The sequence below is a fragment of the Acinetobacter sp. WC-141 genome (assembly GCF_000313935.1).
GTDB lineage: Bacteria > Pseudomonadota > Gammaproteobacteria > Pseudomonadales > Moraxellaceae > Acinetobacter.
This window is the reverse complement of the sequence record NZ_AMSS01000084.1, coordinates 35,433-48,843: the sequence shown is the minus strand read 5'-3', so window position 1 is coordinate 48,843 and position 13,411 is coordinate 35,433. Positions and strand designations below refer to the sequence as shown.

Here is a 13,411-nt window from a genome sequence, read left to right as displayed (position 1 = left end):
CTGTAGCGACCCTTTGCCGTGAACACGGCATGAGTAATGCTACCTTTTATAAATGGCGTGCCAAATATGGTGGTATGGATACATCATTAATGGCTCGACTGAAAGAGCTAGAAGCCGAAAATACCAGACTTAAAAAGATGTATGCGGAAGAGCGATTAAAGGCCGAAATCATCCAGGAAGCGATGGCAAAAAAGTGGTAAAGCCATCTTGCCGGCGTAAGATGGCACAACAGGCAGTTGCCCAGCATGCCATTAGTATTCGTTTGGCTTGTAAAGCATTTGGCATTAGTGAAACCTGCTACCGCTATCAAGCCAAACTCAGCGATGACAATGCACTCATTGCTGAACAGCTCATTGAACTCACTGAGGAAAATTCCGATTGGGGCTTTGGTTTGTGCTTCTCGTATTTACGGCATGTTGAGAGTTGCTGCTGGAATCACAAGCGGGTTTACCGCATTTACTGTGAGTTGGCACTGAATCTGCGTATTAAACCGAGAAGAAGACTAAAACGGCATGCGCCTGAACCATTGAAAGAACCAATCCGAGAAAATCAGGTTTGGTCATTAGATTTTATGCATGATCAGCTTTCCGATGGTCGCAAGTTTCGATTATTGAATGTGATTGATGATTACCGCCGCGAAGGCCTAGCCATTGAAGCAGGGTTCTCATTGCCCACAATCAGGGTTATTCGTACGTTGAATCAATTGCTGGAGTGGAGAGAAAAACCGTTAGTGATCCGATGCGATAATGGTCCCGAATTTATCAGTCACGAATTTGTGCGCTGGGCTACTGAGCACGGTATTCGTATTGAATATATTCAACCGGGTAAGCCACAGCAGAATGCGTATATTGAACGCTATAATCGGACCATACGTTATAGTTGGCTGAGCAAGCATTTATTTGATACTTTGGATGAAGTACAAGATTATGCAACAAACTGGTTGTGGCATTACAACCATGAAAGACCACATCAAGCTAACAAAGGAAAGCCACCTCTAATGGCTGCTTAACCTCTACTTTTAACTTCGGTTATTTATGGGAGGATTACCATCTTCGCGCTGCCTATAATTCACAATTTTTTTTTCTGGCGTGCGTATCATTGGTTGTCTTTTGTAGTAATAGAAGTACAAATTGTGCAATTTTTTATTAAAACCTCTTTCTTAGCCACACCTCTACCTTTTATATAGAAGCTATAACTTAAGCTTTTGTTTATTTTTATCAATTTCTAATTTTTATCTTAGCCTTTTACTCTCGTTAAAAATTTTCTCTTTATAGAAACGCTATATAAGGTGCGTAGAATGTTACAGAGACTTTTTACTTGAAAATACCTTATTTCATAAAAAAAGCCGGGGATGGACCACGGCTTTTTAGAAAATTTATGGTGTTTCGATTTTAATTATGGCCATTGCATCTCACCTTTTACAACTTTTGCGCCTAGTTCTAGGCTATCCACACTCTTTAATGTTGGATATTGTTTCTGCATGAGCTGACCTAGCTCACTCGCATTTTTACTTACTTTGACCGCTTTCTCATAGCTCTTGAGATAGTCGATAGAGAAGTTAACCGCATCCAAACCTTGTGGAGCTCCCTCAACCATATGAGCTGGAACAACAGTTTGAGGTTGGAGTGATTTAATACTTTCTAAAGCTTGAATCACTTCATTGCGATCTTTAACTTTTGGCGTATCTGCCATCCATAAATGAATACCTGAAGAGACAGGAATACCACCTACTACTGCTTTAGAAGAAGGAATCCATAAATAAGTGAGTTCTTTCTTACCTTTAATCTCGATCGACTCATTTTCTAACTTTAAAGTTTTAGCAGTATAAGCTTGAGGCACAATAATTTGACTAGGCGCATTTGCACCCATTTGTGGACCCCAATATTTCACTTTAAGCGCTTGAGTATCTTGGATATGTTTAACAGTTTCTGGCGTTGCGATGATTTGTACATTTGGGAAGTATTGTTTAAATACATCTAAGCCAAAATAATAGTCTGGATCGCCATAACTTACGAAAATTGTCTTTAATGTTTTACCACTATCCAAAATATCCGCAGCAATACGTAATGCTTCAGATTTTGAGAATTGCGCATTCACCAACAGAACTTCTTTATCGCCTTCAATTAAAGTAGAAGTCACACCAAAATGTTCGGGTTTAGCCAAGAAACTTTGGATTTTCAAATCTTGCGCAAAAGCTGAGGAAGTTACTGTTAAAGCAGTAGCAGTTGCTAGGACTGAAGCAGTTAATTTAAAAAATTTCATTATGTATTCTCCAAATTCATGAGAAATACTTTAAATTGCAATTCTTGTAAGGTAAATGCACTAAATTAAGATAAACTGTTGCATATATTGTAATAATGATAAAGCATATGGACACATTAAAAGCCATACAAGTCTTTGTTTCTATTGCTCAACATGGCAATTTAACCAAAGCCGCCGAACATCTAAATTATTCCCGTGCGATGGTTTCTCGCTATCTTGAGCACCTAGAGCACACCTTCTCAACTCGACTATTTCAAAGAAATACCCGAAAAATATCTCTCACTCCAGCGGGTGAAAAAGCCCTACTCTACTGTGAGAATATTTTACAACAACAGCAACTTTTACAAGAATTAGCCGCACCCGAACAACATAACGGTACGATTCGCTTTACCTGTGGTTTATTTTTATTTCAATTAGGGGTTGGGGAATGTATTCGCCAATTTAAACAGCAACATCCACATATTCAATTTGATGTATATCTGACCGAAAATACAATGGACTTAATTGATGCACAGGTCGATTTAGCCTTACGTATAACGCAAAAAGTTGCAGATGGATTAATTGCACGACCTGTTTGTCAAATCGAGTCTGTTTTCTGTGCTCATCCTGATTATTTAAAACAGCACAGTCCCCTCTCCCATCCAAGACAACTGATTCAACATGAATGTTTAGCTCACCATAGCCAACATCAATTTTGGACCCTTTTTGATAATGAACAGCAGCCTCAAAACTATCCTTTGAACGTTACCTTTAAAAGTAATGATGTAAATGCTGTTTATGACATGTGTATACATGCTCAAGGGGTAGCGATGCTACCTACTTTATTAGTTAAAAAAGATTTAAAAGAAAAACGATTAGTTCCTTTATTTAAAAACTTTTCAGCTCCTGAATTAAGTTTGTCGGTGGTATATGCTTCAAGGCAACATTTACCCAAAATAACGCAAGAATTTATTGCTTTTATGATCGAAAATTTAAATTTTTACTTAAAACCGCAAAATTAAAAGTTTTAAATTGCCGTGTACGCTTGAATTTTTAGGCAATGCCCATACTTCATCCCTATTAATGAATTACAGCATATGCATGGCAGTTCAGGTTTTACCCAGTAAATGCTGATGCCAAAAGGACTGTACATGTTTAAAAACCCATTTAAACGGAGATCATCAATGGCTAATGAGCAAAATGAGCAAGCTCAAGACATTCAACACGAGCAAGCAGAGCAATCTAATGAGCAAACTCAGGCTGAAGGTGTAGAGCAAGCAAACGACGTTACCGTTGAATCTTTACAAGCGCAAATCACCAAATTAGAAGAAAGCCTAAAACTTGAAAAAGCACGTACTGCGAATGCAGTTTACGAAGCACAAAAAAGTGTAGAGCGTATTCAACGTGAGTCTGACAAGCATAAAGAGACTGTGCTTGAAAAATTTGCAAAAGAATTACTAGATTCTGTTGATAATTTAGAGCGTGCAATTCAAGCAGCTGGCGATGAAGAAACACCAGTACTTGAAGGTATTAAACTAACCTTGAAGTCGCTGTTAACCACACTTGAAAAATTTGGTGTTGTAGAAGCTGATACAAAAAATGGCTTCAATGCGGATTTACATCAAGCTGTAGGTATTGACCCAAATGCTAAAGCGAATGAAATCGGTAGCGTTTTACAAAAGGGCTATACATTAAATGGTCGCTTATTGCGCCCTGCTATGGTTATGGTGGGTCAATAAATAATTTTTTGAGAGTTTTTAGATTTTTTTTCGCTAAAACGCTTGAAAAAAATAGATTCACTCTCATATCGGATAACAAGCAAAAACATTGCAAAAGAATTTTTGAGGAAAACGTCACATGGCAAAAATTATTGGTATTGACTTAGGTACTACCAACTCATGCGTTGCTGTACTTGAAGGCGATAAAGTAAAAGTAATCGAAAACGCTGAAGGCGCACGTACAACTCCATCGATCATTGCTTATAAAGATGGCGAGATCTTAGTAGGTCAAAGTGCTAAGCGTCAGGCAGTAACTAACCCGAAAAATACATTATTCGCTATCAAGCGTTTAATCGGTCGTCGTTATGAAGATCAAGCGGTACAAAAAGATATCGGTCTTGTACCTTATAAAATCATCAAAGCAGACAATGGCGATGCTTGGGTTGAAGTAAACGATAAAAAATTAGCGCCTCAACAGGTTTCTGCTGAAATCTTGAAAAAGATGAAGAAAACTGCAGAAGACTATTTAGGTGAAACAGTTACTGAAGCAGTTATTACTGTTCCTGCTTACTTTAACGATGCTCAACGTCAAGCAACTAAAGATGCGGGTAAAATCGCTGGTTTAGACGTTAAACGTATTATTAACGAACCAACTGCTGCTGCACTTGCGTTCGGTATGGACAAAAAAGAAGGCGACCGTAAAGTTGCAGTTTACGACTTAGGTGGTGGTACTTTTGACGTATCAATCATTGAAATCGCAGACCTTGATGGCGACCAACAAATCGAAGTGTTATCAACAAACGGTGATACTTTCCTTGGTGGTGAAGACTTTGATAACGCATTAATTGAATTCTTAGTTGAAGAATTTAAGAAAGAACAAAGTGTGAACTTGAAAAATGATCCACTTGCGTTACAACGTTTGAAAGAAGCTGCTGAAAAAGCAAAAATCGAGCTTTCTTCATCTAACGCAACTGAAATCAACCTTCCATACATCACAGCTGATGCAACTGGTCCTAAACACTTAGTGATCAATGTAACACGTGCAAAACTTGAAGGTTTAGTTGCTGATTTGGTTGCTCGTACAATTGAGCCTTGTAAAATCGCACTTAAAGATGCTGGTCTTTCGACTTCTGACATCTCTGATGTGATCTTGGTTGGTGGTCAGTCTCGTATGCCACTTGTACAACAAAAAGTACAAGAATTCTTTGGTAAAGAGCCACGTAAAGACGTGAACCCTGACGAAGCAGTTGCAATCGGTGCTGCGATTCAAGGTGCAGTATTGTCTGGTGACAAAACTGACGTTCTTTTATTAGACGTAACACCATTAACTTTAGGTATTGAAACAATGGGTGGTGTATTAACACCAATCATTGAGAAAAACACAACGATTCCTGCGAAGAAATCACAAGTGTTCTCTACTGCTGCTGACAACCAGCCTGCTGTAGACATTTCTGTTTACCAAGGTGAACGTAAGATGGCTCAACAAAACAAATTGTTGGGTAACTTCCAATTAGGCGACATCCCACCTGCTCCACGTGGTGTGCCACAAATTGAAGTATCTTTCGACATCAACGCTGATGGTATCTTGAAAGTATCTGCTAAAGATAAGAGCACTGGTAAAGAGCAATCGATCCAGATTAAAGCGAACTCAGGTTTGTCTGATGCTGAAATCGAAGCAATGATTAAAGATGCTGAAGCGAATGCTGAAGAAGATCGTAAGTTTGAAGAACTTGCAAAAGCTCGTAACGAAGCTGATGCATTAATTTCAAGCTCGAATAAAGCAGTTAAAGATCTTGGTGATAAAGTTACTGAAGATGAAAAAACTGCTGTGAGTACTGCAGTTTCTGAACTTGAAGCAGCAACTAAAGAAAACGATGTTGAAGATATCAAAGCGAAAACTGAAGCTTTACAAAACATCTTGATGCCTATCACTCAACGTGCTTATGAACAAGCACAACAAGCTGGTGGCGCTGAAGGCTTTGATCCAAATGCATTCCAAGGTGGCGATGCGGGTCAACAAAAAGCAGATGATGGCGTTGTAGATGCTGAATTTACTGAAGTTAAAGATGACAAAAAATAATTTGTTTCTTTAATAAAAAACCGCGCTTAGGCGCGGTTTTTTATTAGTTACAAAAAATAACAATATATTTTTCAGTATATTTTTAAATTATTTAATGTCAAAAAGATCAATCATAAAAAATAAGTTATTAATCTTAATTAAGATTTTTTTATTAAAAAACCACTGTTATTTATTACATTAATTATTCCATTATTGCCAAATCTCAAAACTTCTTTTGTAATTTTTTTATCAAGATCACACACCTTACTAATCTATTGAAGTTTTTATCATTTTGACGAATTAAATTAACTAGCTAACAATAAGATTTATTTATATTTTTTATTTTGCCATGAAAAAATTTCTATGGTGGGGATTGTGCTTATGCTTATGCATGGGCTTACAAACAATACTGTTTGCTCAAAGCAACCTTTCAATCAGCTCATCTCAACAACCTTTAAAATATCGAATTGCCTTTATTGACCCGCGGTTTCAAATCACCAAAGAACAATTTATTGAGGTAAGCCAACAAGCGGCTGAAATCTGGCAAAAAGAGACTGGGAAAACCTATTTTATTTACGATTCACAGGCTCAACTGTCAATTAACTTAATTTATGATGACCATCAAATGATTAAAGATGAACAACAAAACAATTTGGATGCAATTTTGCAAAAGCAGGAAGCATGGCGCATTAAAAATGAAGAAATTGTTGTAAACAAACAGCAAGTTGCTCAACTATCAAGTGATTTAAACAAGAAAAAGGTCAGTCTAAAAGTTGAGTTTGAACAATATCAACAAGACGTAATACGCTTTAATCAAAGAGAACATCAGTACGCTCATGCCGATAATTTAAAAGAACGGCAAAAACAACTAGAGCAAAAATCGGAATATATAAAAAGTGAAACAAACGATTTAAATTTTAAAATCCAAACACTTAATATAAAAATCAAGGAATTAAATCAAGAGCAAAGTGATTTAGCCGCTTTAAAAACACAATTTAAACTAGAGCAAAAAACCAATATTCAACCCTTCCATAAAGGCTTATTTAGCCAAAACCAAATTCAGATTTATGGTTACGCCTCATTAAATGATTTACGTTTGACCCTTGCTCACGAACTTGGCCATGCTTTAGGCCTAAAACATACTACTGATCCTAAATCCTTAATGTACCCCTACTTAAAAGAGCAAGACATTCATAATTTTAAATTAACAGATTCTGATTTAGATTTATTAGGTTCAATTTACAGGTCTAATTAAGAAAATCATTAAAGTTAAATGATTAAAAAAACTAAATAAAACTAAATATATTAAATTTTTTCTAAAAAACAATTTGGCATTTGGTAAAAAATAATGAGACTAAAGTCTCATTTATTTGCCCAAATTGTACGTTTTTTGATTGATTTTTCATTTTATATTCTTATAATACGTTTTTTTTCAAATCTCCCCCTTCGATTATGCGTTTAACATCTTTGTTATTAGGCGTAGCCTTCGCTTTTTCTAATTTTCAGGCTAATGCTAATCTTGCTACCCCAGCTCATACTCAAATCCAGCAAAAAGCAGGTCAACATTTGACTTATAAAATTGCTGAAGTTGATCCACGTTTTGGTTTAAGCCAAGATCAATTAATTGAGATTAGTCAACAAGCTGCGGACATTTGGAAGCAAGGTACTGGTCAGGATTATTTTACTTATGATCCAAATGCAAAGTTAGAAATTCGTTTAGTTTACGATAATAGCCAAAGTCGTTCTGAACAGCGTCAAAAAATCGCGGCACAGTTCCAACAAGAACAGCAACGTGTAATTGATGAACAGCAACAAATTAAGCAATTGAAGCAAACCCTTGGTCAAACTCAGTCTGAGCTTGAAAATAAGAAGCAGATTTTGAATGGCAAATTGAAAAATCTTGACCAGCAAATGATGCAACTTAACCAAGGCAAATTAGCACCTGAATATAATGCTAAATCTCTGGCTAAAACTCAGAAAGATTTGCAAAAACAAACTGTTGCTTTAAAGAAAGAAATTGCTGCATATAATCAGCAAGCTAAAGACTTAAATGTAAAAGTGACTCATTTTAATCAGATTAATAATGAGTTTAATAATTCATTAAACCAATTTAAGCAAAATGCTCAAGCGGATGTCTTTAAGAAAGGTATCTATAACGGCAAACAAATTGTGATTTATGAGTTTAAGTCTATTGATGATTTACGCTTAACGATTGCTCATGAGTTAGGTCATGCGCTTGGCTTAAAACATAGTGATCAACCAAATGCATTAATGTACTCAGTACGTAAAGATGGTGATAAAAAAATCACTGGACTTACGGATGCTGATCGTGATCTATTAAGTGCTTTACCTCAATAATTAAAGGCTTGATTAAATGATGTATCTATTTCTGGATAGATACATCGAAATTGGTATCAAAGTCATGTTATTGTGGTCATAAGAGCTAACGAAAATAGAATGGAGATCAAGATGAGTTATTATCATATCCTGATTGAAGTAAATGATCATATCAGCACAATTGAACAGACACGAGATATTGAACTGTTTGATATTATTGAAATTAAACCGTATCTTCATTCTATTCTAATTCCCTTTTTCAATGAGCATGAAATCGAGCTTGAGGATGAAAATATCGAATATAAAGATATTCTCCATCTTGAAGTAAAACAAACTCTGTTACCAATCGAACATTTAATTGAAGAAGAACAAAAGCAGTTACCAAGTGATACCGATGTCACTATTACTGCATATGAAATCTTTAATGACCGCGACCTAAGCCAAGATGTTACTTCGGTTATTTTTGATATTTTGGAAGCGGTTAAATTAGAGTAGTAATCGTATATAAGTGCCTATAAAAAAGGTCTGCATAAGCAGACCTTTTTTATTATTTTCAATTTATTGCATCATTTTTTGCGCTTGTTCTTGACGGAATGCACGTAAAATTTGTTGCCCTGCCCGTCCCGTTGGATTTAAACCTAAACGAGTTTGCTCTTGACGAATAGCTACGCGGGTTTTATCTCCAATAAGACCGTCAACTGCACCAATATCATAGCCACGGTTAATCAAAAACTGTTGGATTTCACGACGTTCTGCACGTGAAGTTCCCGGGTCATCAGTGGGCCAAGACGCAACAAATGGACCAGCACCTTTTAAACGATCAGATAAATGTGCAATCGCAAGCCCATAACTTTCCGCAGCGTTATAGCTGTAAATAGCATCAAAATTCTTAAATACTAAAAATACTGGACCATTTACACCTGCAGGTGCCATTAAACCCGCTGAAGTATTGCCAGATAAAGCCCCTTGAACAAGTGGAGAACCATCAATTCGGGTCACCCCTCGTGCACTCCAGCTACTTAAAGCTTTCTTTGAACGTCGCCCTTCTCCATCAATTGACATACCTTGAGGCACTTTTACTTCAAAACCCCACGGCATTCCTGTTTGCCAACCTGCTTTATTTAAGAAATTAGCCGTTGAAGCCAGTGCATCAGCTGTACTCGACACTAAATCTCGACGGCCATCACCATCAAAATCAACAGCTAAACGTTCATAGGTAGATGGCATAAATTGAGTATGACCAAATGCCCCAGCCCATGAACCTTTCAGCTGATCTTCGGTTAAGTCACCACGCTGTAAAATACGCATAGTGGCAAAAAACTCAGTGCGGAAATAATTTTGTCGACGCCCTTCACAACTTAAAGTCCCGAGTGCTTGTAATAAAGGATATTTTCCAGAAATATCACCAAAATTACTTTCAACACCCCACACTGCTACAATTGTTTCCGGCGGCACACCGTAGGTTTGAGAAGCCCGGTTTAAAACATCTCGATGTTGCGCCAGTTTTTGTTTTCCAAGCTCAACACGCTCTTCATCAACTAGACCAGAAAGATAATCCCAAATAGGCGTCGAAAATTCTGGTTGGTAATTTAATTTATCAATAACTGAATAATCTGGGGTCAAGTTTTGAATATAACGATCATAAGTTGTACCCGATACTCCAGCAGCAATGGCTTGAGAACGTAAATTTGCCAAACAGCTTTGGAAATTATTATTAGGCGTATAATCTTCGCTCGTCACTACAGGAACAGTAGCACTACTAGATATTGTAGAACCATTAATTACGAGCTCTGCTTGAGCCTGAGTCATCGCCAAAAATACAGAGCCAACAATACAAGAAAAACGTCGCATATTATCCTAGTTCAATTTTTAAATTTAAATTTGTAAGTACCATACCATTATGAGTCCAAAATTTCAGAGAGAAAACGTAAATTTGAATTCATAATCTCTACTTTAAATTCATTTCCCATGTTTTAAATTCAAATTTTCTACTTTATTTTTGAATTTAAAATTCTCTAGATCAAAATTATTGTTTTTGAATTCAAAACCGATACTCAAGTTTAAATTCAAAAGTACTTCTTTAAATTTAAACTACAAACCTCTCTTTATTGTGGATAACTTTATCCACAATACGGCCAAAACACCTTTATTCCTTAATTCTATATCACCTTATTATTTATTACAGGCTGTAGCCAATCACCACAAAAACCGTATTTTTTTAAATTTAAAGATCAGCCAAAATTTTTAAATTCAAACCCCATACCAATAGACTTCTATTTTTGAATTTAAAAACCCACCTACCTTTCTCATTTAAAGTTAAAAACTCTTTTGTGGATAACTATTTTTAAATTCAAAAGCAGCCAAGACAGCCATTTAGGGTTTTAAATTCAAATTACAGTAGCTTTTTTAAATTCAAAAGTTCCAATTAAAGTTATCCACAACCCTAAAATATGTATGTTCTATTATTTTTTAAATTTAAAAGATAAAAAAAGCGATCCGAAGATCGCTTTTTAGAGAAGTAAAAATACTTTTAGAGGGTCATATCTGCTGTTAAAGCAAGTGGTTCTGGCAAAATTTCTGCCAATTGACGGCATAAATTCGTCAATTCATTACTATCCACAGGCATTAAAGTGATATGGCCTAATTTACGGCCAGCACGTTCTGACTTGTTATAAAGATGCAGATGAGCCCCATTTAAGGCAAGTACATCCTCAGTTTTAGGATGTTGACCAATAATATTGATCATAACCGTTGGGCGAACAACTTCTGTTGAGCCTAATGGTAAGCCTGCAACAGCTCGAATATGGTTTTCAAACTGAGAACAAACCGCGCCTTCAATTGACCAGTGGCCGGAGTTATGCACACGTGGTGCCATCTCATTTGCACACAAGCCTTGTTCTGTCACAAATAGCTCGAGAGTCAGCACACCAACATAGTTAAGATGATTCAACAAACGCGTAATGTAGTCTTGAGCAATTGGTTGTAAAGCTTCACTATTCGGTGCAGGAACAATTGAATGCGATAAAATACCATTGTGATGATGGTTTTCAGCTAATGGCCAAGTCTTCACTTCACCATTTTGGCCACGTACTGCAATAATCGAAACTTCGCGAGAAAATTTCACAAAGCTTTCAGCCACTAAGCTTTTTGCAGGACCAAGCTCTGCCCAAGCTGTATCAATTTGGTCTTCTGAACGAAGTACAAACTGACCTTTGCCATCATATCCGCCAGTTGCAGTCTTAAGTACAATCGGCAAACCAAGCTCAGCAACAGCCTTTTTCAAGCTTTCTAAGCTATCTACAGCACGATACGGCGCAACAGGAATTGTCAGCTCATCAAACAATGCTTTTTCTGACAAACGATTTTGCGCAGTTGCTAAAGCAACACGGGGCGGGTGCAATGCTTTGGTTTGTGTCAAAATATCAACGTCTTCAACTGGTGTATTTTCAAATTCAAGACTGAAAACATCAGCACTTTCAATAAACTGCTTTAAGCCTTGCTCATTTTGGCTAGAAAAGACCTGGCCTAAAACACCTGCTGGACAATCTGTATTTGCTTCAAAAAAAGTACATTGAATATTTAATGGTAACGCTGCTTGAGCCATCATACGGCCCAGTTGTCCACCACCAAAAATACCGATAGTTTTATCCATCTCAGCCTCTTACACCTGACCCGGAATATTTTTGCTTGCCACTTTATCAGTTTGCGCAACACGGAAATCAGCAACATTTTTTGCGATTTCAGGACGAGTTAAACCTAAGATTTGTGCCGCCATAATTGCTGCATTCGTCGCACCAGCTGGACCAATTGCTAAAGTACCAACGGCGATACCAGCTGGCATTTGTACGATTGAAAGCAAAGAATCTACACCATTTAAAATTGATGATTTAACTGGCACACCTAAAACAGGTAAATCAGTTTTTGCGGCACACATTCCAGGTAAATGCGCTGCACCGCCTGCACCGGCAATAATCACTTGAATACCGCGATCACGTGCAGTTTCTGCATATTCAAATAAACGATCTGGAGTACGATGAGCAGATACCACTTCCGCTTCAAATGGGACACCAAGCTGTTTAAGCATATTGGCTGTGTTTTCGAGAGTTGCCCAATCAGATTGAGAACCCATAATAATTCCAACGAGAGGTTGAGCGTCTTGTGCTGCGGCCGCATTCATTGCTAATGTTCCAGAGACAAAAGTAAAAGAAGATAAATCTCGACGAGAGCCAAGTTTTAAATGGTTCGGAAGCCCATTATTATAGACTGATTTTTCATCTCACGAAAATTTAACTGACCAGCTCTGTGAATATTTTTATTCTCATAAAAAATTGCCATGCTGTAAAAGTGACACATTCTCAAATTTTATTAATATTATTTAAACATTCTGCAAGATCATCAGGGATTTGGAAGAGTAAGAGCTTGCATTGAATAATTGATTATCTACAAGCTCTTACAGATTATTGGCTTCTAAATACGAAATAAACACAACCAAATAGACATAACATCGCCCATAAATAATCGAGTTTAAATGGCTGTTTAAACAAGAAAATCATAAATGGTACAAACACAACTAGTGTGACCACTTCCTGAGTGATCTTCATTTCACCGAGCAACCAACCTTGTGCACTCAATATACGAGTAGCGGGAATCATAAAACTGTATTCAAGTAAGGCAATAATCCAACCGAATAGGATTGCTTGCCAAATGGGAGCATGGTGCAAAAATTTGAGATGCCCGTACCATGCGAGCGTCATAAAGCAATTGGAGATAATTAAGAGAGCAAAAGCTAAAACCGTTGGGCTCAAAGACACATCCTTCATCATCACGATGATTTAAGAATTAATATGGATCAAAAATATTATAAAAGATAAAACTGTAATTCAGCTTAAATCGAAAAAATAAAGATGTGCTTTTGTTAGGGCCTCAAACACATAGAACAACAACGATTTTTGACTATCTTTTCGAGTTTAGCCTTGCTATCGTTGCTGGCAAATTTATCAATAATGCACACACAGCAATTCATATTAATGGTGTGTACAAAAGCAGTGGAGAAGGC

11 protein-coding genes and 1 pseudogene are annotated in these 13,411 nt (G+C 36.9%); 7 read left to right on the top strand and 5 right to left on the bottom strand.

The genetic code is table 11. The annotated features are described in order from the left end of the window. Positions 1 to 1,009 (top strand): IS3 family transposase gene (locus ACINWC141_RS16000; protein ID WP_155757872.1). Its coding sequence is split into 2 segments (ribosomal slippage), with 1,010 coding nucleotides annotated over them: positions 1 to 186 and positions 186 to 1,009; the frame shifts between segments, so codons are not numbered across the junction. This gene is flagged as partial in the annotation. Positions 1,010 to 1,395: 386 nt separating this feature from the next. On the opposite strand, the gene ACINWC141_RS15995 is transcribed toward ACINWC141_RS16000, so the two are convergent. After that, positions 1,396 to 2,262 (bottom strand): MBL fold metallo-hydrolase, encoded by an 867-nt coding sequence (locus ACINWC141_RS15995; protein WP_009392844.1) that lies wholly within the window; start codon positions 2,260 to 2,262, stop codon positions 1,396 to 1,398. Between the two features lie 107 nt (positions 2,263 to 2,369). On the opposite strand from ACINWC141_RS15995, the gene ACINWC141_RS15990 reads away from it, so the two are divergent. The 6 genes and pseudogenes from ACINWC141_RS15990 to ACINWC141_RS15965 all read left to right on the top strand — a co-directional run bounded on the left by ACINWC141_RS15990 (position 2,370) and on the right by ACINWC141_RS15965 (position 8,850). Beyond that, a complete protein-coding gene (locus tag ACINWC141_RS15990) occupies positions 2,370 to 3,263 on the top strand; it encodes a LysR family transcriptional regulator (RefSeq protein ID WP_009392834.1) in 894 nt (297 codons plus the stop codon). A 162-nt stretch (positions 3,264 to 3,425) separates the two neighbouring features. Next, the gene (gene grpE / locus ACINWC141_RS15985) at positions 3,426 to 3,980 is read left to right on the top strand and encodes a nucleotide exchange factor GrpE (protein ID WP_002115470.1); all 555 of its coding nucleotides are present in this window, start codon (positions 3,426 to 3,428) and stop codon (positions 3,978 to 3,980) included. 118 nt (positions 3,981 to 4,098) lie between these two features. Then, complete coding sequence (gene dnaK / locus ACINWC141_RS15980) at positions 4,099 to 6,039, top strand: molecular chaperone DnaK (protein WP_002115449.1); 1,941 nt, start codon at positions 4,099 to 4,101, stop codon at positions 6,037 to 6,039. A gap of 328 nt (positions 6,040 to 6,367) precedes the next feature. Beyond that, on the top strand, positions 6,368 to 7,273 hold the full coding sequence (locus ACINWC141_RS15975; RefSeq protein WP_034678940.1) for a matrixin family metalloprotease: 906 nt from the start codon (positions 6,368 to 6,370) through the stop codon (positions 7,271 to 7,273). Between the two features lie 93 nt (positions 7,274 to 7,366). Next, a pseudogene (locus ACINWC141_RS15970) lies at positions 7,367 to 8,376 on the top strand (M57 family metalloprotease). 99 nt (positions 8,377 to 8,475) lie between these two features. Further along, positions 8,476 to 8,850, top strand: a complete 375-nt coding sequence (locus tag ACINWC141_RS15965) for a hypothetical protein (RefSeq protein WP_014207668.1) — start codon at positions 8,476 to 8,478, stop codon at positions 8,848 to 8,850. Positions 8,851 to 8,913: 63 nt separating this feature from the next. On the opposite strand, the gene ACINWC141_RS15960 is transcribed toward ACINWC141_RS15965, so the two are convergent. From ACINWC141_RS15960 to ACINWC141_RS15945, 4 genes are all read right to left on the bottom strand, one after another. Next, entirely contained in the window at positions 8,914 to 10,206 is a 1,293-nt protein-coding gene (locus ACINWC141_RS15960) for a lytic murein transglycosylase (RefSeq protein WP_009392841.1), read from the bottom strand. A gap of 679 nt (positions 10,207 to 10,885) precedes the next feature. Beyond that, positions 10,886 to 12,007: a 5-(carboxyamino)imidazole ribonucleotide synthase gene (locus ACINWC141_RS15955; RefSeq protein WP_009392867.1), complete on the bottom strand. Its 1,122-nt coding sequence runs from the start codon at positions 12,005 to 12,007 to the stop codon at positions 10,886 to 10,888. 9 nt (positions 12,008 to 12,016) lie between these two features. Continuing rightward, the gene (purE, locus tag ACINWC141_RS15950; RefSeq protein WP_009392869.1) at positions 12,017 to 12,532 is read right to left on the bottom strand and encodes a 5-(carboxyamino)imidazole ribonucleotide mutase; all 516 of its coding nucleotides are present in this window, start codon (positions 12,530 to 12,532) and stop codon (positions 12,017 to 12,019) included. A 280-nt stretch (positions 12,533 to 12,812) separates the two neighbouring features. Continuing rightward, on the bottom strand, positions 12,813 to 13,175 hold the full coding sequence (locus tag ACINWC141_RS15945) for a DMT family protein (RefSeq protein WP_081400192.1): 363 nt from the start codon (positions 13,173 to 13,175) through the stop codon (positions 12,813 to 12,815). Positions 13,176 to 13,411: the final 236 nt, after the last annotated feature.